19 protein-coding genes are annotated in these 21718 nt (G+C 66.0%); 17 read left to right on the top strand and 2 right to left on the bottom strand.

Annotated features, from left to right (window positions below; all coding sequences use genetic code 11):
* Window positions 1-29 precede the first annotated feature (29 nt).
* The 17 genes from ureC to AC1D34_RS04415 all read left to right on the top strand — a co-directional run bounded on the left by ureC (window position 30) and on the right by AC1D34_RS04415 (window position 19713).
* Window positions 30-1766 carry an urease subunit alpha gene (ureC, locus tag AC1D34_RS04495; protein ID WP_476823598.1) on the top strand — a complete coding sequence of 579 codons (1737 nt, stop codon included), beginning with the start codon at window positions 30-32 and terminating at the stop codon, window positions 1764-1766.
* A 133-nt stretch (window positions 1767-1899) separates the two neighbouring features.
* Entirely contained in the window at window positions 1900-2940 is a 1041-nt protein-coding gene (locus AC1D34_RS04490) for an ABC transporter substrate-binding protein (RefSeq protein WP_476823597.1), read from the top strand.
* 164 nt (window positions 2941-3104) lie between these two features.
* Window positions 3105-3413 (top strand): putative quinol monooxygenase, encoded by a 309-nt coding sequence (locus AC1D34_RS04485; RefSeq protein ID WP_113514657.1) that lies wholly within the window; start codon window positions 3105-3107, stop codon window positions 3411-3413.
* 26 nt (window positions 3414-3439) lie between these two features.
* A complete protein-coding gene (gene ureE, locus AC1D34_RS04480) occupies window positions 3440-4219 on the top strand; it encodes an urease accessory protein UreE (protein ID WP_476823596.1) in 780 nt (259 codons plus the stop codon).
* A gap of 6 nt (window positions 4220-4225) precedes the next feature.
* Window positions 4226-4903, top strand: a complete 678-nt coding sequence (locus AC1D34_RS04475; RefSeq protein ID WP_476823595.1) for an urease accessory protein UreF — start codon at window positions 4226-4228, stop codon at window positions 4901-4903.
* The gene (gene ureG, locus AC1D34_RS04470; protein WP_476823594.1) at window positions 4900-5532 is read left to right on the top strand and encodes an urease accessory protein UreG; all 633 of its coding nucleotides are present in this window, start codon (window positions 4900-4902) and stop codon (window positions 5530-5532) included. The genes AC1D34_RS04475 and ureG overlap by 4 nt, the downstream gene beginning before the upstream one ends.
* Before the next feature lie 11 nt (window positions 5533-5543).
* Window positions 5544-6122 carry a HupE/UreJ family protein gene (locus AC1D34_RS04465; protein ID WP_476823593.1) on the top strand — a complete coding sequence of 193 codons (579 nt, stop codon included), beginning with the start codon at window positions 5544-5546 and terminating at the stop codon, window positions 6120-6122.
* 38 nt (window positions 6123-6160) lie between these two features.
* Window positions 6161-6745, top strand: a complete 585-nt coding sequence (locus AC1D34_RS04460; RefSeq protein ID WP_476823592.1) for an ANTAR domain-containing response regulator — start codon at window positions 6161-6163, stop codon at window positions 6743-6745.
* Window positions 6742-7788: a CmpA/NrtA family ABC transporter substrate-binding protein gene (locus AC1D34_RS04455; protein WP_476823591.1), complete on the top strand. Its 1047-nt coding sequence runs from the start codon at window positions 6742-6744 to the stop codon at window positions 7786-7788. Before AC1D34_RS04460 ends, AC1D34_RS04455 begins: the two co-directional genes overlap by 4 nt.
* A gap of 306 nt (window positions 7789-8094) precedes the next feature.
* Window positions 8095-9414, top strand: a complete 1320-nt coding sequence (locus AC1D34_RS04450; protein WP_069877244.1) for a CmpA/NrtA family ABC transporter substrate-binding protein — start codon at window positions 8095-8097, stop codon at window positions 9412-9414.
* A 4-nt stretch (window positions 9415-9418) separates the two neighbouring features.
* Window positions 9419-10633 carry an NAD(P)/FAD-dependent oxidoreductase gene (locus tag AC1D34_RS04445; protein ID WP_476823590.1) on the top strand — a complete coding sequence of 405 codons (1215 nt, stop codon included), beginning with the start codon at window positions 9419-9421 and terminating at the stop codon, window positions 10631-10633.
* A 2-nt stretch (window positions 10634-10635) separates the two neighbouring features.
* Complete coding sequence (locus AC1D34_RS04440; protein WP_476823589.1) at window positions 10636-13332, top strand: molybdopterin-dependent oxidoreductase; 2697 nt, start codon at window positions 10636-10638, stop codon at window positions 13330-13332.
* A 38-nt stretch (window positions 13333-13370) separates the two neighbouring features.
* Window positions 13371-14276, top strand: coding sequence for a nitrate ABC transporter permease (ntrB, locus tag AC1D34_RS04435; RefSeq protein ID WP_476823605.1), 906 nt, complete (start codon window positions 13371-13373; stop codon window positions 14274-14276).
* A gap of 13 nt (window positions 14277-14289) precedes the next feature.
* Window positions 14290-15087 carry an ABC transporter ATP-binding protein gene (locus AC1D34_RS04430; protein ID WP_476823588.1) on the top strand — a complete coding sequence of 266 codons (798 nt, stop codon included), beginning with the start codon at window positions 14290-14292 and terminating at the stop codon, window positions 15085-15087.
* A gap of 13 nt (window positions 15088-15100) precedes the next feature.
* Window positions 15101-16897 (top strand): NirA family protein, encoded by a 1797-nt coding sequence (locus AC1D34_RS04425; protein ID WP_476823587.1) that lies wholly within the window; start codon window positions 15101-15103, stop codon window positions 16895-16897.
* Complete coding sequence (locus tag AC1D34_RS04420) at window positions 16894-18486, top strand: sulfite reductase subunit alpha (RefSeq protein ID WP_476823586.1); 1593 nt, start codon at window positions 16894-16896, stop codon at window positions 18484-18486. Before AC1D34_RS04425 ends, AC1D34_RS04420 begins: the two co-directional genes overlap by 4 nt.
* An 84-nt stretch (window positions 18487-18570) precedes the next feature.
* On the top strand, window positions 18571-19713 hold the full coding sequence (locus AC1D34_RS04415; RefSeq protein ID WP_476823585.1) for an alpha-D-ribose 1-methylphosphonate 5-triphosphate diphosphatase: 1143 nt from the start codon (window positions 18571-18573) through the stop codon (window positions 19711-19713).
* Between the two features lie 19 nt (window positions 19714-19732).
* On the opposite strand, the gene uxuA is transcribed toward AC1D34_RS04415, so the two are convergent.
* Both uxuA and AC1D34_RS04405 read right to left on the bottom strand, forming a co-directional pair.
* Window positions 19733-20929: a mannonate dehydratase gene (gene uxuA, locus AC1D34_RS04410; protein WP_476823584.1), complete on the bottom strand. Its 1197-nt coding sequence runs from the start codon at window positions 20927-20929 to the stop codon at window positions 19733-19735.
* Between the two features lie 53 nt (window positions 20930-20982).
* Window positions 20983-21675: a GntR family transcriptional regulator gene (locus AC1D34_RS04405; protein ID WP_476823583.1), complete on the bottom strand. Its 693-nt coding sequence runs from the start codon at window positions 21673-21675 to the stop codon at window positions 20983-20985.
* Between the last annotated feature and the right edge of the window lie 43 nt (window positions 21676-21718).

Raw genomic sequence — 21718 nt, 5'->3', positions numbered from 1 at the left:
CGTCGCAAGAACCGACCAGGGACTTCGAGATGCCCTTTCCCTTTCCGCGCAATGCCTATGCCGCCATGTTCGGCCCCACGACCGGCGATACGGTGCGCCTCGGCGACACCGAGCTCGCCATCAAGGTCGAGAAGGACTTCACCACCTATGGCGAGGAGGTGAAGTTCGGCGGCGGCAAGGTCATTCGCGACGGCATGGGCCAGAGCCAGGTCAGCAATGCCGCCGGTGCGGTCGACACCGTCATCACCAACGCGCTGATCCTCGACCATTGGGGCATCGTCAAAGCCGATATCGGTATCCGGGCCGGGCGCATCTGCGCCATCGGCAAGGCCGGCAATCCAGATATCCAGAACGGGTTCGGGAACTTCGATCCGTCCGAGACCATCATCGTTGGTCCCGGAACCGAGGTCATCGCCGGCGAAGGCAAGATCATCACCGCCGGCGGCTTCGACAGCCATATCCACTATATCTGCCCGCAGCAGATCGAGGACGCTCTGATGAGCGGCCTCACCACGATGCTGGGCGGCGGCACCGGCCCGGCCCATGGCACGCTCGCGACGACCTGCACGCCCGGCCCCTGGCATCTCGGCCAGATGATCAGGGCGGCCGACGCCTTCCCAATGAACCTCGCCTTCGCCGGCAAGGGCAATGCAGCGCTGCCGGGCCCGTTGACGGAGATGATCGAGGCCGGCGCCTGCGCGCTGAAGCTGCATGAAGACTGGGGTACGACACCGGCGGCGATCGACAACTGCCTGTCCGTCGCCGACGACTACGACATCCAGGTGATGATCCACACCGACACGCTGAACGAGAGCGGCTTCGTCGAGGACACGATCGCGGCTTTCAAGGGCCGCACGATCCACGCCTTCCACACCGAGGGGGCCGGCGGCGGCCATGCGCCCGACATCATGAAGGTGGCGGGCCTGCCCAATGTGCTGCCGTCCTCGACCAACCCGACGCGGCCCTTCACAGTCAACACGCTCGACGAGCATCTCGACATGCTCATGGTCTGCCACCATCTCTCGCCCTCTATCCCTGAGGATCTCGCCTTCGCCGAAAGCCGCATCCGCAAGGAGACGATCGCCGCCGAGGACATCCTGCACGATCTCGGCGCGCTCTCGATGATGTCCTCGGATAGCCAGGCCATGGGGCGCATCGGCGAGGTCGTGACCCGGACCTGGCAGACCGCGCACAAGATGAAGGTGCAGCGCGGTCCGCTGCCGCAGGATGCCGGCACTGGCGCCGATAATTTTCGCGCCAAGCGCTATGTCGCGAAATACACGATCAATCCGGCGATCGCGCATGGCATCTCGCGCCATATCGGCTCGGTCGAGATCGGCAAACTCGCCGATCTCGTGCTCTGGTCGCCGGCCTTCTTCGGCGCCAAGCCCGATCTTGTCCTCAAGGGCGGCATGATCGCGGCAGCGCCCATGGGCGATCCCAACGCCTCGATTCCGACACCGCAGCCGGTGCATTACCGCCCGATGTTCGGCGCCTTCGGCAAGGCCGTGACCACGACATCGCTGCTCTTCGTCTCGCAGGCCGCGATAGCGAACGGCCTCAGGTCCCGCCTCGGTACGGACAAGGAGATGGTCGCGGTCGAGAATACGCGCGGCGGCATCTCCAAGAAGAGCATGATCCACAACGACGCGACGCCCGACATCCAGATCGATCCGGAAACCTACGCGGTGGTGGCGGATGGCGAGTTGCTGGTTTGCGAGCCTGCCAGGGAATTGCCGCTGGCGCAGCGCTATTTCCTGTTCTGAGCGATTGGGGGGCGCCTTGCACTGTGGACCGCAGGGGGCTGTGCCGCTTCCGTATTGACTAGGCCGCTCGCGCATTCTTTCTTCGTCGGCAAATCAATTTGTCAGGCAGGCAAGTTTGCCAGGGAGAGAGCTCGTGTCCGGTTTCCGTTTCGCTCGCCAGGCGTCGTTCTGGCTCGCCAGTGCTGCGCTTCTGGCCTCCTATCAGCCCGCCGCGGCGCAGGGGCAGGTCACGGTCTATTGCTCGATTCTCGAAGAGCAGTGCCGTGAGGGCGCGACGATGTTCGAGCGCGCCACCGGCATCAAGGTCTCGATGGTGCGCAAGAGCACGGGCGAGGTTTATGCGCAGGTCAAGGCTGAAGCCTCCAATCCGCGTGGCGATGTCTGGTGGGGCGGCCCCGGGGAGCCGCATCTGCAGGCTGCGGAGGAGGGGCTGCTCGACGAGTATCGTTCGCCCAAGCTCGCCGAGCTGCATGACTGGGCGCAGCGCCATGCCGAGCAGTCGAAATTCCGCACCTCCGGCATTTATCTCGGCGCGCTTGGCGTCGGCTACAACACCGAGATGCTGAAGAAGAAGGGCCTGCCCGAGCCGAAATGCTGGGCGGACCTGCTCGACCCGGCCTATCGCGACGAGGTCCAGATTGCCGACCCGAGCTCGTCGGGCACGGCTTACGTCTTCCTCGCGACCACCGTGCAGCGCCTCGGCGAGGAGAAGGGCTTCGACTATCTCAAGGCCCTGCACAAGAACATCAACCAGTATACCAAGTCCGGCATCGCGCCGGTCAAGGCGACGGCGCTGGGCGAGACGGCGATCGGCATCGCCTTCATTCACGACATGCTGACGCAGAAGCTGCAGGGGGCGCCGATCCAGACCGTCGCGCCCTGCGAAGGCACGGGCTACGAGACCGGCTCGGTTTCGATCATCAAGGGCGGCAGGAATGCCGAGGCGGCGCGCCGTTTCATCGATTTCACGCTCTCGCCCGAGGCGCAGAACATCAACGCCAAGCTCAAGATCAACTCGATCCCGTCGAACAGGAACGCCGAACTCTCTCCCGACGCGCCAAAGTTCTCGGAGATCAAACTGATCGACTATGATACGCCGCGCTGGGGCAGTTCGGCCGAACGCTCGCGCCTGCTGAAGAAGTTCGACACCGAGGTGAAGGCGCGGCCACGGTAAGGGCGGCGAAATCCGGCTCCTCGCCTTCGCAAGCGCATCCCACGCATCCGGACCCTCTGCGCCATTCTGCTGCAGAGGGCGCGGCGGCTGCATCCAGCCCGCCGAAACGTGCGTATTCTATCTGGGCGGGTGAAGCGCCCTCAGGCACGAGAGGAGAACGCGGTATGTCGGATCCGGTTATCGTCATTGCGCGGGCGCGCATCCGCCCGGAAACCCGCGCAGCCTTTGTCGCTGCGGCGCAAGACTGTATCGCCGCGACACGTCGCGAACATGGCTGTCTCGCCTATGACATGCATGAGAGCATTACGGAGCCCGGGTATTTCGTGTCGGTGGAGAGCTGGGAGCAGCGCGAGCATATCGACCGCCACCTGCAGCAGCCGCATCTTCAGGCGTTCCTCGAGATCGCGGGGGCTTGCGTCACGACGCCTCCGGTGATCGAAGTGGTCGAGCCGCGATCGGTCGATCGCCTCTGATCCATTTCGTTGTCACGGGTACCATCATGCTGCGCGCCACCTCCGTCGTCCGCAAGGCCGCGGTCAAGCAGGACAAGGTCGTCGAGACCCTGACGCTCGACCATGAGGATCGMAATCGCCGCCGCATCGCGCTGAAAGGCGATGGCGGGCGCGAGATCCTGCTCGATCTCGACAAGCCGACGGTTCTGAACGATGGCGATGCCGTGAAGCTCGAAGACGGCGGCCTGGTCCTGGTCAGAGCCGCTGCGCAGAGCCTGCTCGAAGTGCGGGCCGAGAACCCGCTGCGGCTGATGCGCGTCGCCTGGCATATCGGCAACCGGCACACGCCCGCGGAGATCACGGCGGACGCGATCTATATCGAGAACGACCATGTCCTCGCCGAGATGGTCCGTGGCCAGGGCTGCGCCATGAGCGTGGTCGAACGTCCGTTCCAGCCTGAGCGCGGCGCCTATGATCACGGTCACGCCCACGACCATGAACACGGTCATGATCACGATCACGCGCATGATGCATCCTGCGGCTGCGGGCACGATCACGGCCACGCTCATCACGAAAAGGGGCACGCTCACGCCGGCCATGATCATGCTCACGATCACCATGGCGACGACCACCATGGCCATGATCACCATGAGAACAAGCGTGATGATCACGCGAACCACGCCCATACACATTCCCACGCCCACGCCCATGGCGCGGATTGCGGCTGCGGTCACGACCACAGCCATGGCGATCATGATCATAAGCATGACCACGGCCACCATCATGGCGCCGAACACGCGCACAAGGGTCACAAGCACGACCATTGAGGGCTGATGTCGCACGCCCATCTGCCGTTGATGGTCTGGCTTTCGCCGTCCTTCCCGGTCGGCGCCTTTGCCTATTCGCATGGGCTTGAATGGGCCTTCGAGGCCGGCGACCTCACCAATGCCGACACGCTTCGCGATTGGCTCGATGCGCTCGTCGGCCACGGCTCGCTCCATAACGACCTCGTCCTGTTCACGTGCGCCTACAACGCGCTTGGGGCTGAGGACGACGCGGCGCTGAGCGAGGTGGCGGAACTGGCCCTGGCGCTGGCGAACTCCGCGGAGCGCCGGCTGGAAACGGTGACGCAGGGCAATGCGTTCGTGGCGGCCGTTCGTTCCGCCTGGCCTTGCGGGGCATGTGACCGGCTCCGCGCTGCCTGGGAGGGCGACATCGCCTATCCCATCGCTGTCGCGTCCGCCGCCAGCGGCCATGACGTGCCGCTGCGCCCGGCGCTGGAAGCCTACAGCCTCGCCTTCGTCGCCAATCTGGTTTCGGCCTCGGTCAGGCTCGGCATCGTCGGACAGACCGACGGGCAGAGGATCACGGCTGGGCTGGTGCCGTCCTTGCATGCGGCTGCCACGCGCGCGGAAACCGCGACGCTCGCTGATCTCGGCGGCTGCGCGCTGCGCTCGGACCTTGCGTCCCTGCGCCACGAAACCCAGTATTCGAGGCTGTTCCGCTCATGACCCGCTCTCCTCACGGCCCCTTGCGCGTCGGCATCGGCGGCCCGGTCGGTTCCGGCAAGACCGCCCTGATGGAGGTGCTCTGCAAGCGCATGCGCGATCGCTACGATCTCTGCGCCATCACCAATGACATCTACACCAAGGAGGATGCGCGTCTCCTGACCGTCGCGGGAGCTCTGCCCGAGGAGCGCATCATGGGCGTCGAGACCGGCGGCTGCCCGCATACCGCCATCCGCGAGGATTGTTCGATCAATCTCGCCGCGGTCGAGGAAATGCGCGGCAAATTTCCCGCGCTCGACCTGATCCTGATCGAGTCAGGCGGAGATAATCTGGCGGCGACCTTCTCGCCCGAGCTCGCCGATCTGACGATCTACGTGATCGATGTCGCCGCAGGCGAGAAGATCCCGCGCAAGGGCGGCCCGRGCATCACCCGCTCGGACCTGCTCGTCATCAACAAGACCGATCTCGCTCCGCATGTTGGCGCGGATCTTGCTGTGATGGACCGGGACTCAAGGACCATGCGGGGCAAGCGGCCCTTCGTCTTCACCAATACGCGGGAGGGCGAGGGCGTCGATGCGGTGGTGGATTTCATCGAGACCGTGGGCGGCCTGAGGGCGAGCGCCGGGGGATAGGGGAGGCGAACATGCTGACGCGATTGACGGGCGCCCTGGCGTCGCTCGTGACGATGATGGCGGCACCCGCCCTTGCCCATACCGGTGTCGGCTCCGTCAATGGTCTCTTTCACGGGCTGCAGCATCCGCTCACCGGGTTGGATCATGTGCTGGCGATGATCGCCGTCGGTCTCTGGGCCGGGCTCGTCGGCGGCAGGGCGCGCATCGCCTATCCTGTCGCCTTCGTCTCGGCCATGGCGCTGGCCGGGCTCTGGGCCATGGCCGGGGGACAGCTTCCAGGCGCGGAGGTCGGCATCGCCTTTTCTGTCGTCATCCTCGGGCTTGCCATCGCGCTCAATCTCGCGCCGCCGCTCGCCGCCGGCGCCCTTGCCTGCGGGATCTTCGCGATCTTCCACGGCTTTGCCCATGGTGCCGAGCTGCCCGAGGATGCCAGCGGTGTGAGCTATGCGATCGGCTTTGTGATCGCGACATCTGCTTTGCATGGAGTAGGCTTGCTTCTTGCGAGCCAGTTCGCGGTGCGGATGCCGCAGCTTGCCCGCGTCGCAGGTGGCGGTCTCATTCTGGCAGGTGTCGCGATCCTGTCGGGTTGAGTGGGGCCTTACCCTCAATGCGTTAGGCGTCGTGGCTCATGACACCTGCGTTGAAGATCCTGATCGTCGATGCCAACCCGGTCCGGGCGGCCATCATCGACGAGGGTTTGCGCGAGGCGGGCTTTACCGACCTCGTCAGAATGGGCGCGACGCATGGCTTGGTCGCTGCCATCGAGACGCATGATCCCGACGTGGTGGTGATTGATCTCGAGGATCCCAGCCGCGATGCGTTGGCCGACATGTTCCTGGTCAGCCAGCACGTGAAGCGGCCGATCACCATGTTCGTCGACCAGTCGGACGCGGCCKCGATCGAGGCCGCCGTCGAGGCGGGCGTCTCGGCCTATATCGTCGACGGGCTGAAGAAGGAGCGGCTTAAGCCCATCCTCCAGACCTGCATCAGCCGCTTCAACGCCTTCCGGAAGCTGCGCGAGGAACTGGACGAGGTGCGATCGCAGCTCGACGACCGCAAGCTGATCGATCGTGCCAAGGGCATCGTCATGCGCCTCAAGGAACTCCCCGAAGAGGAGGCCTACGCCCTGATGCGCCGCACAGCGATGAACGAAAAGCGCAAGCTGGTCGAAATTGCCCGTTCCATCATCACGGCGGCCGAGGTGCTGAAATGACTCTGCACCTGCGCGTCGGCTTTCTTCCTCTGGTCGATGCCGCGCTGCTGGTCGCGGCGGCTGATGCAGGCTTCGCGGAAGGCAGGGGACTTGCCCTCGAACTCGTCCGTGATGTCTCCTGGTCCAACCTGCGCGACAGGTTGCATGTGCGCCTCCTCGATGCCGCCCATATGCTGGCACCGGCGGCCATAGCCTCGACGCTCGGCATTGGCGGCGTCACCGCGCCGATGACGGCCCCGATCCTGCTCAATTTGAACGGCAATGCGGTGACGGTCTCGACGCGTCGCTTCGAGGAACTGGCGCGGGCTGCCGATGGGGATCTGGCCGATCCCATGGTTTCGGCGCGCGCGCTGGCGAAGCTGGTCGGGATGCGCAGGGCCTCAGGCCTGCCGCCACTGACTTTTGCCGCGGTCTTCGGATTTTCCAGCCATACCTATCTTCTCTGCGATTGGATGGCGCGAGGCGGCGTCCGCCTCGGCCAGGATGTTCGCTTCGAAATCGTGCCTCCGGCGCAAACGGTCGAGGCGTTGCGCAGCGGTCGTGCCGACGGCTTTTGTGCCGGCGCGCCCTGGAATACCCTGGCTGTTGCTGCCGATGTCGGCGCCATCCTGCATTGCGGGGTCGATCTGCAGGCCGATTGCCCGGAAAAGGCGCTGGCCTGGAGGGCCGACGATGTCGAGCGCCGCGGCGAGGCCGTGTCGCGGCTGAATGCGGCTCTTGTCGATGCGAGCCGCTGGGCTGGCGCGGAGGCGAACTGGCCCCGCCTGGCGGAGCTTCTCGCCACGCCCGAGAGATTGGGCATGCCCGTCGATCTGATCGAGGCGATCCTGCGCGGCGAGATCGTTCAGGGCGGTGGGCGGCCGGTGCGGCGGGTCGCCTCCTATATCCGCTTCGACGAGAAGGCGCTGCGTCCCGAGCCGGGGCATGCCGACTGGCTGCTCGCCGCCATGGCGCGGGCAGGGCAGCTTGTTCTGGAGCCGGGCATGAGCGAGAGGGCGCGGGCGGTTTTCAGGCCTGCCGCCTTTGATCTGGCGCTCCGCTGAAATTTTAGGCTCGCCCAATATTTGTGCGATTGCGTTCTGTTTGTGCGTCGCACAATGTCAGGCGTGAGCGATCGGCGCAGCCCATTGCTCTTTATCAAACCAAAGGAATTCAAGGGCTTGGACCTGATCGGCCGGCTGGCACGGCATTTGTATTGAATGCCGTGACGCGGCCAATGCTGCCCGCGACAAGTTCGAACCGGAACGCACAGCAACGCCGCTGTCGAAGGAGGCCCGCAAGGGCGCTTTCGCGCGGCGTTTTCGTTTTCGGCGGCAGCGAGCCCACCACGCTCACGCGAAAGGCGATCGATGACCAAGACCATTCAGACCAGGGCCTTGTCGCTTGCGTCCGGCTCCAGCCGCCGCGAGATGCTGAACCTCAGCGGCGCCGCAGCGCTCGCCAGCGCCATCAAGCTCGCCTTTCCCTCCGGCGCGATGGCGCAGGGGACAGGCCCCGAGGTCAAGGGCACGCGGCTTGGCTATATCGCCTTGACCGACTCCGCGCCCCTGATCATCGCCAAGGAAAAGGGCTTCTACGCCAAGCATGGCGTGCCCGACATGGAGATCGCCAAGCAGGCTTCCTGGGGCGCGACGCGCGACAACATGGCGCTCGGCACCAAGGCGAACGGCATCGATGGCGGCCATATCCTGCGCCCCAAGACGCATCTCTACACCACCGGCAAGGTGATGCAGAACAGCCAGCCCCTGCCGATGTACACGCTGCTCAACCTCAATGAGGACGGGCAGGCGATCTCGGTTTCCAACGAATACAAGGACCTGAACGTCCAGAAGGACGCCTCGCCGCTGAAGCAGGCCTTCGAACGGAAGAGGGCCGCCGGCAAGGAACTCACCGCGGCCATGACCTTCCCAGGCGGCACCCACGACCTCTGGATCCGCTACTGGCTGGCCGCCGGCGGCATCGACCCCGACACCGACATCAAGGTCATCGTYGTGCCGCCGCCGCAGATGGTGGCGAACATGAAGGTCGGCACCATGGATTGCTTCTGTGTCGGCGAGCCGTGGAACGAGCAGCTCGTCAACCAGAACATCGGCTACAGCGCACTCACCACCGGCGAGCTCTGGTTCAAGCACCCCGAGAAGATCCTGGGCATGCGAGCCGACTGGGTCGATGCCAATCCGAAGGCGACCCAGGCCATTCTGATGGCCGTCATGGAAGCCCAGATGTGGTGCGAGAAGATGGAGAACCGCCAGGAGCTCTCCGAGATCGTCGGCCGCCGGCAGTGGTTCAACGTCCCGGTCGCCGACCTCAACAAGCGCCTGCAAGGCGACATCAACTAYGGCAATGGCCGCGAGGTGAAGGGCACAAATCTCTACATGAAGTTCTGGGGCGAGGGCGGCGCGACGTCCTATCCCTGGAAGAGCCTCGACACCTGGTTCGTCACCGAGAATATCCGCTGGGGCAAATTCGATCCGACGATCGATATCAAGGCCCTGGTCGACAAGACCAACCGCGCCGATCTCTGGCGCGAGGCGGCGAAGACGCTCGGCGTCACGGGCGCCCCGACCACCGACAGCCGCGGTGTCGAGACCTTCTTCGACGGCATGAAATTCGACCCCGCGGCGCCGCTCGACTACCTCAAGGCGCTCAAGATCAAGCGCGTGGCCTAGGGCGATGGCGGAACCGCTCGTCATCGTTGGCAAGGGAATGGCGGCGACGCGGTTGGTCGACGAGCTCAGCCAGCGCGCACTCGGCCGCTATTCCATAGCCGTGATCGGTGCCGAGCCACGGCTCGCCTATAATCGCGTCCTGCTTTCGCCGTTGCTGGCGGGCGAGATCGGTGTGCCCGAAATCGAACTCAAGCCAGCGGCATGGTGGGGCGCGCGCGGCGTCTCGACCTTCTACGGCCGTGCTGTCACCAGCATCGACAGGGCCGCGAAGTCGGTGACGCTCGAAGGCGGGCTTCGTCTGCCCTATGCCAGGCTCGTGCTCGCGACGGGCTCGACTCCGCTGAAGCCGCCATTCCCGGGCATTGGCCTGCCGGGTATTGCGACCTTCCGCGATACGGCCGATGTCGAGGCTCTGCGCGCCCAGGCCGAGCGGGGGGCGAGGATCGTCGTCATTGGCGGCGGGCTCCTCGGACTCGAGGCGGCCTATGGCCTGTCCCGGGCCGGCGGCAAGGTGACAGTGCTGCATCTCGTCGACCGCCTGATGGAGCGCCAGCTCGATGCCGAGGGCGCAGGCCTGCTCGCCCATGCCATGAACAAGCGTGGCATCACCATTCGCCTCAATGCTGCGACCAGGGGTTTTGTCGGCACGGACCGGGTCGAGGGCGTCGAGCTTGCGGACGGTTCCGTCGTTCCGGCCGATCTCGTCGTCATCGCCATCGGAGTGCGCCCGAATGCGGAGCTGGCGAAGGCCGCCGGCCTGACGGTCAATCGCGGCATCCTCGTCGATGATCGCCTGGCAAGCGCCGATGCCTCGATCTTCGCCATCGGCGAATGCGCCGAGCATCGCGGACAGGTCTACGGGCTGGTCGAGCCTGCCTATGAGCAGGCTCGCGTGCTGGCGGCGCATCTCTCCGGCAAGGAGGCGAGCTATGCCGGCTCGCTGCTGGCGACCAATCTCAAGGTCAGTGGCGTCGGCGTATTCTCGGCGGGCGATTTTGAAGCCGGCGCGGATGACGAGATCGTCGTGCTGCGTGACCGGGCCGCCGGAATCTACCGCAAATTCGTCCTGCGCGAAGGTCGGCTCGCCGGCTGCATCCTCGTCGGGGAGACAAGTGGAGCACTGTTTTATCTCGGCCTGATCCGCGCTGGCCAGGACATCTCAGCCATTCGCGCCGATCTGCCCTTCGGCGAAGCCTATTGTGTCAGGGAGGCCGCCTGACCATGCGCCATGACGCACCGCTCTGCCCTTCCGGCCCGATCCTCACCACCTGCCCTTATTGCGGGGTTGGTTGCGGCGTGCTGGCGACACCGGACGGCAGAGGTGGCGCGGCGATCGCTGGAGACCCGAACCATCCGGCGAACCGCGGCAGGCTCTGCTCCAAGGGCTCCGCGCTCGGCGAGACGCTGGGTCTGGGCAAGCGCGTATTGCACCCGTTGAAGCGCAACGCGTCAGGCGGTTACGACCGGGTTTCCTGGGAGGTCGCGCTGGATGCGGTCGCGGCCGGCCTGAAGGGCATCATCGCCGAGCACGGCCCCGATGCGATCGCCTTCTATCTCTCCGGCCAACTCCTCACCGAGGACTATTACGTCGCCAACAAGCTGATGAAGGGTTTCATCGGTTCGCCGCATGTCGACACCAATTCGCGGCTTTGCATGTCCTCGACCGTTGCCGGTCAGCGCCGCGTCTTCGGCTCGGATACGGTGCCGGGTTCCTATGAGGATCTGGATTGCGCCGACCTGATCGTGCTGGTCGGCTCGAACACGGCCTGGTGTCACCCGGTCCTGTTCCGCCGAATTCAGCAGAACCGGGCCGAGCGCGGCGCAAGGGTCGTGGTCATCGACCCCCGCGTTACCGCGACCGCCGAGGATTCCGATCTCGTCCTGGCCCTGAAGCCGGGATCGGACAGCGTGCTCTTCGCAGGGCTGCTCGTTCACCTCGTCGATCACGGCCTGACCGATACGACCTATCTCGCCCGCCACACCACGGGTTTCGCCGAGACCCTGGCGAACGCGCGCGAGATCGCGCCCGACCTCGCGTCCGCCGCTGCCCGCACCGGCCTCGCGGCTGCGGAGATCGCCGCCTTCTACGAGCTCTGGGCGAGTACGCCTGCCGTCGTGACGGCCTGGAGCCAGGGCGTCAACCAGTCGGCGCAGGGCACCGACAAGGTCGCGGCGATCCTGCATTGCCATCTCGCAACGGCCCGCATCGGCCAGCCGGGCTGCGGACCGTTCTCGCTGACCGGGCAGCCCAACGCCATGGGCGGGCGCGAGGTCGGCGGTCTCGCCAACATGCTGGCTGCCCATATGGGCTATTCCCCGACCGAGATCGACCGCGTCCGCCGTTTCTGGCAGGCGCCGCAGATGGCTCGCCAAGAGGGGCTGAAGGCGGTCGCCATGCTCGATGCGGTCGCCGAAAAGCGGATCAAGGCGCTCTGGATCATGGCGACCAATCCCGCCGTGTCGCTGCCGCGGGCCGATCAGGTTCTCTCGGCGATGAAGACGCTCGACCTCCTCATCGTCTCCGAGAACGTGCTCTCGAACGACACCCTGCGCGCCGGGCCCAGCTTCATCCTTCCTGCCGCCGCCTGGGGCGAGAAGGACGGCACCGTCACCAATTCCGAGCGCCGCATTTCGCGCCAGCGGGCCTTCCTGCCGTTGCCGGGAGAGGTCCGGCCGGACTGGTGGATCATCTGCGAGGTCGCCATGCGCCTCGGCTTCGCGGAGGCCTTCCCGTATTCCGGCCCGTCCGAGATCTATGCCGAGCATGCCGCGCTATCGGCCTTCGAGAACGAAGGCGGCCGCGATTTCGACATCGGCGCACATGCCACGCTCGATCGGCGCGCCTATGACGCGCTCCCGCCTGTGCAATGGCCGGTACCAGCGGGACGTCCGCTTGGCACCGCACGCCTATTCACTGATGGCGGCTTCTTCACAGGGGATCGCCGCGCCAGCCTGAAGCCCCTGGCCACGCCCGCCCTGGCCTCGGCTGTCAGCGAGGATTACCCGTTCCTGCTCAACACCGGCCGCGTCCGCGATCATTGGCACACGATGACCCGCACGGGGCTCAGCCCCAGGCTCAGCGCCCATATCGCCGAGCCCTCGGTCTGCGTGAACCCGGCGGACGCTGCCCGCCACGGCCTTGCCGATGGCGGCTTCGCCCGCATCGAGACCAGCCACGGAGCTGTCACCCTCAAGGTCTCGCTCGATCCAGGCGTCCAGGAAGGCTCGCTTTTCGTACCGATACACTGGTCCGCCGAGACGGCGTCCCATGCCCGCATCGGTGCGGCCGTCCAGCCGCTATGCGACCCCTATTCCGGCCAGCCTGAAATGAAGGCGACACCCTCCCGGATTACCTCCGTCAGCTATGCCGCGCGCGGTTTCATGCTCTCGCGCGATCAGGTCGCGCTGCCTGCTGGAAGCTGGTGGGTCGCGGTCGCCGTCGAGGGCGGGCAGGGCAAGCTGTTTGCGACCGATGCCACGCCCGACGACCTGATGGCCCACTGCCGCGCCGCCTTTGGGGAGGATGGCCTCGTCGAGATGCTCGACCGCAAGGCTGGCATCTATCGCTGCGCCGTGACCCGCGACGGCAAGCTCATCGCGGCCCTGTTCACTGGCCCGGCCGATCGCGCACCGCTCTGGGACACGGTCAAGCTCGCATTCGCCGATCCCGATTACGCGCCCGAGAACCGGCTCGCCCTGTTGTCCGGGCGCAGGCTCGACGGAGCAGCCGATGCCGGCCCGATCGTCTGCGCCTGTTTCGGCGTTGGTCTGAACGCCATTCGCGCGGCCTTCGAGAGCGGCGCGGCCGTCACCGCCGAGGATATCGGCCGCGAGCTCCGGGCGGGTACGAATTGCGGGTCCTGCCTGCCGGAGATCCGGCGCATCGCCGGCAACCGGAACCGTGAGGCGGCGGCATGAGCGTCACGATCGTGGATGACATCGAGAGGAGCGACGAGATGGGTCAGGCTGCCTTGAAAAATGCGACAGAGGCGAAGGTCGTCGCCCTGCCTGCAGCGAAGGCGGAGGTGGTGAGCCTGCCGCCTGTGCTGGCGAAGCCGGTGGCGCAGCGTGTCCTGTCCTGGTTCAAGCCGATTCTGCAGAATCTCGTGCCACCGCTCGTCACGGTCGCGCTGATCCTGCTGTTCTGGCAGATCGCCGCGTCGGGGCCGCAATCCTCGCTGCCGCCACCGACCAAGATCTGGGAGGAGGCGAAAGACCTGATCACCGAGCCGTTCTACTGGGCCGGCACCCAGGATATCGGCCTCGGCTGGCGCATCCTGGTTTCGCTCCAGCGTGTCGCGATCGGCTTTGGTCTGGCAGCCGTCGTCGGCGTGCTGGTCGGGGCTCTGATCGGCCAGTCGATCTGGGCGATGCGGGGGCTCGATCCCGTCTTCCAGGTTCTGCGCACCGTGCCGCCACTGGCCTGGCTGCCGCTCTMGCTCGCAGCCTTCCGCGATAGCCAGCCCTCCGCGATCTTCGTGATCTTCATCACCGCGATCTGGCCGGTGATCATTAATACTGCGGTCGGCATCCGAAACATCCCGCAGGATTACCGCAACGTCGCGCAGGTGTTGCGACTGAACCAGATCGAGTTCTTCTACAAGATCATGGTGCCCTCCGCCGCGCCCTACATCTTCACCGGGCTTCGCATCGGTGTCGGCCTGTCATGGCTCGCCATCGTTGCCGCCGAAATGCTGACCGGCGGCGTTGGCATCGGCTTCTTCATCTGGGACGCGTGGAACTCCTCGCGCCTCTCCGACATCATCGTGGCGCTCGTCTATATCGGCGTGGTCGGCTTCATCCTCGACCGGCTGGTCGCCTCCATCGGCGCGATCGTCACCCGCGGCACTGCGGTGAACTGAGGAGCAACGCGCCATGAGCACGCCCTATCTGAAGATCGACCATGTCGACAAAAGCTTCCGCCGTGGAGCGGCGACGACGGAGGTGTTGAAGGACATCAATCTCGTCATCGACAAGGGCGAGTTCGTCTCGATCATCGGGCATTCCGGCTGCGGCAAGTCGACCCTGCTCAACATCATCGCCGGCCTGACGCCGGTCAGCGCGGGCGCCGTGCTGCTCGAGAACAAGGAGGTCAACGACCCCGGTCCGGAGCGGGCGGTGGTCTTCCAGAACCACTCGCTGCTGCCCTGGCTCACGGTCTACGACAATGTCGCCCTGGCCGTGAACAAGGTCTTCGGGCGCTCGAAGTCGCGGGGCGAGCGCCATGACTGGATCGTGCACAACCTCGACCTCGTCCAGATGGGGCATGCCCGGGACAAGCGTCCGGCCGAGATCTCCGGGGGCATGAAGCAGCGCGTCGGCATCGCCCGCGGCCTCGCCATGGAGCCCAAGATCCTGCTGCTCGACGAGCCATTTGGTGCGCTCGACGCACTGACGCGCGCGCATCTCCAGGATTCGGTGATGCAGATCCATGCCGCGCTCGGCAACACCATGATCATGATCACCCATGACGTCGACGAGGCCGTGCTGCTCTCCGACCGCATCGTGATGATGACCAATGGCCCCTCGGCCCGCATCGGCGAGGTTCTGGATGTCAGGCTGGAGCGCCCGCGCAAGCGCCTCGAGCTGGTGTCGGACCGCACCTATATCGCGGCACGCGAGGCGGTTCTGAAATTCCTCTACGAGCGCCATCGCTTCGTCGAGGCGGCGTGAGTCGGGCGCGGCGATGAGCAACGATTTCACCCCGGACCAGAAGCGCTATCTCGAAGGCTTCATGAGCGGCATGCAGTCGGCGCGGGCGGCGCGTGGGCTCGGCCCGCTCGGCGGTGCGGGTGAAGGCGGTGCTTTGCCGCCGTCCGGGCCTGACAAGGAGCATGGGGAGGCCCAGGCGCGCACGGTCGCGGCCGGAGGCAAGCTGGTCGATCAGGAGAAATGGAAACAGGCGGAGCATCCGTTCGATGCCTATGCCCGCTTCAAGGAGCAGGCGTCCTCCGGCACCTATCCCAAACCGGAGGACAACTTCCGCTGGCGCTATCACGGCCTGTTTTACGTAGCGCCTGCGCAGAACAGCTATATGTGCCGCCTGCGGATCCCGAACGGTATCCTCAAGGCCTGGCAGCTCGAGGGTGTCGCCGATCTCGCCGAGCGCTATGGCGGTGGCTACAGCCACGTCACCACCCGCGCCAATCTGCAGATTCGCGAGATTTCGGCCGAGAACGCGCCGCTCCTGCTCGAAGGCCTCGCCGATCTCGGCCTGACGGCCAAGGGCTCGGGCGCTGACAACATCCGCAACGTCACCGGCTCGGCGACCGCTGGCATCGATCCGCTCGAACTGCTCGACACCCGGCCCCATGCTCGGGCCTGGCACCATCACATCCTCAACGACCGCTCGCTTTACGGCCTGCCGCGCAAGTTCAACGTCGCCTTCGACGGTGCAGGCTCGATCGCGACGCTGGAGGACACCAACGATATCGGGTTCCAGGCCGTCGAGGTCGGGGAGGGCGCTTCTTGTGCGGGCCGGCCGGTCGAGCCGGGCATCTGGTACAGGCTGGCGCTCGGCGGCATCACCGGCCACCACGATCTCGCCCGTGACACGGGGATCATTGTCGCACCGTCCGATGCCGTCGCAGTGGCCGAGGCGATCGTGCGCGTCTTCATCGCCAATGGCGATCGCACCAATCGCGCCAAAGCCAGGTTGAAATATGTGCTCGATGCCTGGGGCTTCGACAAATTCCTCGCCGCGGTTGAGGAAAAGCTCGGCCGCACCCTGATCCGCGTCGAGACGGGCTTCGTGAAGCCGCGCCCCGTCTATGACCGCCTCGCCCATATCGGCGTCCATGCCCAGGCCCAGCCCGGCCTGAACTGGATCGGCGTGGCGCTGCCGGTCGGCAGGCTCACGGCCGCGCAGATGCGTGTCCTCGCTGCGATCTCGCAGCAATGCGGCGACGGCGATATTCGCCTGACAGTCTGGCAGAATCTGCTGATCTCCGGCGTGCCGGATGGCAGGGTCGACGACGTCCTCGCCAACCTTCAGGCGATCGGCCTCTCCGCCGAGACCTCGGTTCTCCGCGCCGGGCTGATTGCCTGCACCGGTGCGACCGGCTGCAAGTTTGCGGCCGCCCATACCAAGGAGGACGCACTCGCCATCGCCGATCATTGCGACCGGCGCCTGACGCTGGAGAMCCCGGTCAATATCCATCTGACGGGCTGCCACCATTCCTGCGCCCAGCACTATATCGGCGATCTCGGCCTGATCGGCGCCAAGGTGCCCATCAACGAGGAGGGCGACACCGTACCCGGATACAACCTTCTCGTCGGCGGCGGCTATGGCGTCGAGGGCGGCATGGCGCGCGACTTCCAGGCGAATGTGCGGGCTGAGGATGCGCCCGCGCTGGTCGAGCGGATCCTGCGAACCTGGCAGATGCACCGCGCCTCGCCGGACGAGAGCTTCGTCGCCTTCGCCCGCCGCCACGAGGTCGCAGCGCTCAAGGAACTGGTCGACGCCACGGGAGATGATGCATGACCGTGCAGACGCGGAATCCGCTCGTCCAGGTCCTGCCGGAGACAGCGCCCTTCAGCGACGAGCAGCGCTCCTGGCTGAACGGTTTCTTCGCCGGCCTGCTTTCGCTCGACAATACCGGGGTGACGGCGCTCTCCACGGCCGAGAATGCCGCCCTGATGAGCGGTGGCGCGGAGGATGACGGCGCCCCGTGGCATGACCCGGCCATGGAGATCGCCGAACGGATGAAGCTCGCCGAGGGCAAGCCGTTGCCGCGAAAGCTCTTCGCGGCGATGGCGCAGCAGGATTGCGGCCAGTGCGGCTATGTCTGCGAAACCTATTCGGCCGCGATCGCCGAAGGCAAGGAGCCGCGGCTCAACCTCTGCGCGCCTGGTGGCAAAGACACCTTGCGCATGCTCAAGGCACTGACGGAAACGGCGGGCGGCGAGCCCGCCGGGATTCCGGCTGAGGTCGCCATACCCACTGCTCCGGCCGGTCCAGCAGGCCGCTCACGCGAAAACCCGGCCTTCGCCACCTTCCTCTCGCGTCGCAAGCTCAACGGCGAGGGGTCCGAGAAGGAGACCTATCATGTCGAGTTCGACCTGACCGAAAGCGGGCTCGACTACGTGGTCGGCGACGCCTTCGGCATCATCCCCGGCAATGACCCGCGTCTCGTCGATGCCGTGATCGGACTTCTGGGCGCACGGCCGGACGCCGATATCGGCGGCAAGACCCTGCGCGAGGTGCTGATCGCCGATGTCGCGCTTGGGCCCGCGCCGGATGCACTGTTCCAGCTGATTTCCTACGTTACGGGCGGCGAGACACGCCAGACGGCCAAGCGCCTCGCCGCCGGCGAGGACCCCGACGGCGATCTCGACCGGCTCGACGTTCTCGGAACCCTGCACAAATTCGCCAGGGCCCGGCTCTCTGCCGAGGCCTTTGTCGAGGCTCTCGATGGTCTCCAGCCGCGGCTCTACTCGATTTCGTCGTCCTTCACCGACACGCCGGGGCGCATATCACTGACGGTCGACACGGTGCGCTATGCCATCGGCAACCGGCCGCGCTGGGGCGTCGCCTCGACCTATCTCGCCGAACGTGTCAGCCCCGGCGACAGGGTGCCGGTCTACGTCCAGCGCGCTCACGGCTTCGGCCTGCCACCCGATCCGCGGATACCGGTCATCATGGTGGGCCCCGGCACCGGCATTGCTCCCTTCCGTGCATTCCTGCGGGACCGCAAGGCGACGAAGGCTCCGGGCAAGAATTGGCTCTTCTTCGGCCATCAGCGCCGGGCCAGCGATTTCTTCTACGAGGAGGAACTGAACGAACTGAAGCAGGACGGCATCCTGCACGGCTTGACGCTCGCCTGGTCGCGCGATGGCAGGGAGAAGATCTATGTGCAGGACCGCATGCGCGAGCGTGGGGCCGAACTCTTCGCCTGGCTGGACGAGGGCGCGCATTTCTATGTCTGCGGCGACGCCAGGCGCATGGCCAAGGATGTCGAGCGCGCCCTCGTCGATGTCGTGGCAGAGCACGGCAAGCGCTCGGCCGACGATGCGGTCGCCTATGTCGGTGCCCTGAAGAAGGCCGGACGCTATCAGGCCGATATCTACTAGGCTCGCCTGACCGGGGCCTCTGTCATCCTGCCGTCATGCTGGCCCGTCAAGCGCGCCCTCCCAGGGGCTGCGGCGGAGGCGGGCGTGTCAATTCATATCACGGGCGGAACAGTTCTGACCACCGTGCTCACCCGTGCCGATCTCGTCACCGATGGATCGTCCATCGCTGCCCTCGATGCGTCCCCTCCTGCCGGCGCCTTGCGCCTGGATGCGACCGGCTTCCTCGTCCTGCCCGGCATGGTCGATTGTCATGGCGATGCCTTCGAGCGGCACATCATGCCGCGGCCGCGCGTCTCCTTTGATATCGATCTCGCCCTGCGCGATGCCGATCGCGCGATGCTGTGTTGCGGTATCACCACGGCCTTCCACGGCGTGACCTGGTCCTGGGAACCCGGCCTGCGCGGAGCCGGGAATGCGCGGCGCCTGATCGACGCGATTGCGCGGCTCGCGCCGGAGCTCGGAGCCGATACGCGCTTCCATTTGCGCCACGAGACCTTCAACCTCGATGCCGAGGCCGAGATCATCGAGTGGCTGCAGGCGGGGCGCGTCGGAGTGCTGGCCTTCAACGACCATACCGGCGGCATCCTCAAGGAGACGACCCGGCCGGACAAGGTCGCCAAGATGGTCGAGCGCACCGGCCTCTCGCATCACGACTTCATGGCCCTGGCGCAAAATGTTCATGACCGCGGCGACGAGGTGCCGGAATCCGTCGCGCGGCTGGCGGAGATCTCGCTGGCCGCCGGCATTCCGACACTCTCGCATGACGACATAAGCCCGGACATGCGGCGCTGGTATCGCTCGCTCGGCGTGACCGTGGCGGAATTCCCGATCGATGAGGCGACGGCGCGCGAGGCTGTCGCGCATGACGAGGCGACGGTGTTCGGCGCGCCCAATGTCGTGCGCGGCGGTTCGCATACCGGCTGCCCGGCCGCCGAGGACATGGTCGGCAAGCGGCTCTGCACCATTCTGGCCTCGGATTACTACTATCCGGCGCTGCTGCTGGCGCCCTTCATGCTGGCGCGCAACGGCACGRCGAGCTTTCCCGACGCCTGGAGGCTGGTTTCCCAGGCCCCGGCCGCAGCGCTTGGCCTGGCCGATCGCGGCATCATCGCGCCGGGCATGAGGGCAGACCTGGTCATCGTCGAGGACGCACCTCAGCCGCGCGTCGTTGCGACGATCGCTGGCGGCAAGCTGGTGCAGCTCGCCGATCAGCGTCTTCTGGCCTGAGTGGCGTCTTGCTGCCTGATCAGGCGTCGTAGCCGCGCAGGCTGGTCAGCGCCGTCATCACGCCACGCAGTTCCGCGAGGCCCCGCAGGCGGCCGACGGCGGGGTAGCCCGGAAAACTGCCCTTGCCGACATCGTCGAGCAGTTCATGGCCGTGATCGGGCCGCATCGGGATGCGCCAATGGCGCCAGCCGGCGGCCTTGCGGCGCTGCTCCTCGGCCATCAGGGCATCCACGAGTGCCACCATGTCGGTGTCGCCGCCCAGATGCTCTGCCTCCATGAAGGAGCCATCGGGATCCTTGGCGACATTGCGCAGATGCGCGAACCAGATCCGGTCGGCGAAGCGCCGGGCGATACCGGGCACGTCGTTCCCTGGGTTGGCGCCCAGCGAGCCCGAGCACAGGGTCAGACCATTGGACGGGCTGTCGACCGCATCGAGAATGAAGGCGATGTCGCTCTCATCCGAGCAGATCCGCGGCAGCCCGAAGAGCGGGCGTGGCGGATCGTCGGGATGGATGCACATTCGGATCCCGACCTCTTCGGCAGTCGGGATCACCGCTTCGAGGAACCGCTTCAGATTGGCGCGCAACCCGTCATGGCTCATTTCATGATAGCGCGCGAGCATGCGCTTCAGGCCGGGCACGTCATAGCGATCATAGGCGCCGGGCAGCCCGGCCATGATATTGGCGAGCAGACGGGCGCGGTCGGCCTCGGTCGAGCGCTCGAACCAGGCCTTGGCCCGGTCCATCACCTCGGCTGAATGGCCGTCGGCAGCGCCGGGGCGCTCCAGCATGAAATGGTCGAAGGCGACATATTCATGCAGGTTGAAGCGCAGCGCCGTGCCGCCGCCGGGCAGGGGGCAGGCGAGTTCCGTCCGGGTCCAGTCGAGGACCGGCATGAAGTTGTAGCAGACCACCTCGATGCCGCAGGCGGCGAGATTGCGCAGCGACTGGCGATAGTTGACGAAGATCGGCTCCAGGTCGCCTTCGCCGATCTTGACGCTTTCATGGATCGGCAGGCTCTCGACCACGGACCAGCGCAGGCCGAGGCTCTTGTCCTTTTCGATGATCGCCTTGCGCGCCTCGATCTCCTCGACGCTCCAGACGACGCCATAGGGAATCTGGTGCAGCGCATTGACGATGCCTTGCGCGCCCGCCTGCCGTGCCTGGGCGAGCGTCACCACATCGTCCGGCCCGAACCAGCGCCAAGTTTGTTCCATCGTCGCGTTCCTTCCTAGTCGTTTCTTGTCGTGATGCAGAGAATGCGGCCGGTTCAGGCCTTGCGGATCGGTGTGTTCGCGACGAAGGCGTCGACATGGTTGCGCGCGATCGCCTCGATGGCGTCGAACACCGTGCGCAGATGCGCCCGCATCGCCGTCTCGGCGCCGAGTTCGTCGCCGGCACTGACCCTTGCGGCGATTTCGCGATGCTGATCCATGATCATGCCGGGCCAGGACGCGGCCTCCAGCGACAGGCAGCGCACGCGGTCAAGCTGCGCCTTGACGCCTTCGATCAGACCCCAGACCGAGGGGTGGCCGGAAAGCCGGGAAAGCTCGGCATGGAAAGCCTCGTCGGCGCGGAAGAAATTGACGCGATCGCCCACTGCGAGCGCCTGTTCCTGCTGCGTGATCAGCCGTTCCAGCGCGGCACGTCCGGCATCGTCGATCCGATGCGCGGCCAGCGTTACAGTGCGGCATTCCAAGGTTTCGCGCACGAATTGGCTGTCATAGACTGCCGCCAGATCGATCGGCGCGACGAAGGTGCCGACCTGCGGCACGACCACCAGGAAACCTTCGTCGACCAGTCGCTTGAAGGCCTCGCGCACGGGCGTGCGGCTGACCCCGAACTGGACGGCCATCCGCGCTTCCGACATCGCCTCGCCCGGCAGGAGCACCGCGTTGAGGACGTCGTCCCGCAAGGCGCGGTGAATCTGGTCTGTGCTTTGTCGTGCCGCTGCGCTGCCCATTGCCAAGCTCTGGTCCACTAGTATACTAGGATACCGGGCATTC

It is taken from the genome of Allobosea sp. P1_A7 (genome assembly GCF_056406775.1).
The sequence above is the reverse complement of the archived record's forward strand: the minus strand, read 5'-3'. Positions and strand labels throughout refer to the sequence as shown.

Coding starts and splice junctions, on each gene's coding strand:
- ureC (WP_476823598.1), top strand. CDS start 30: ATGCCCTTTCCCTTTCCGCGCAATGCCTATGCCGCCATGTTCGGCCCC.
- AC1D34_RS04465 (WP_476823593.1), top strand. CDS start 5,544: ATGCTGACGCGATTGACGGGCGCCCTGGCGTCGCTCGTGACGATGATG.
- AC1D34_RS04445 (WP_476823590.1), top strand. CDS start 9,419: ATGGCGGAACCGCTCGTCATCGTTGGCAAGGGAATGGCGGCGACGCGG.
- AC1D34_RS04475 (WP_476823595.1), top strand. CDS start 4,226: ATGTCGCACGCCCATCTGCCGTTGATGGTCTGGCTTTCGCCGTCCTTC.
- AC1D34_RS04405 (WP_476823583.1), bottom strand. CDS start 21,675: ATGGGCAGCGCAGCGGCACGACAAAGCACAGACCAGATTCACCGCGCC.
- AC1D34_RS04420 (WP_476823586.1), top strand. CDS start 16,894: ATGACCGTGCAGACGCGGAATCCGCTCGTCCAGGTCCTGCCGGAGACA.
- AC1D34_RS04440 (WP_476823589.1), top strand. CDS start 10,636: ATGCGCCATGACGCACCGCTCTGCCCTTCCGGCCCGATCCTCACCACC.
- AC1D34_RS04430 (WP_476823588.1), top strand. CDS start 14,290: ATGAGCACGCCCTATCTGAAGATCGACCATGTCGACAAAAGCTTCCGC.
- AC1D34_RS04455 (WP_476823591.1), top strand. CDS start 6,742: ATGACTCTGCACCTGCGCGTCGGCTTTCTTCCTCTGGTCGATGCCGCG.
- AC1D34_RS04485 (WP_113514657.1), top strand. CDS start 3,105: ATGTCGGATCCGGTTATCGTCATTGCGCGGGCGCGCATCCGCCCGGAA.
- uxuA (WP_476823584.1), bottom strand. CDS start 20,929: ATGGAACAAACTTGGCGCTGGTTCGGGCCGGACGATGTGGTGACGCTC.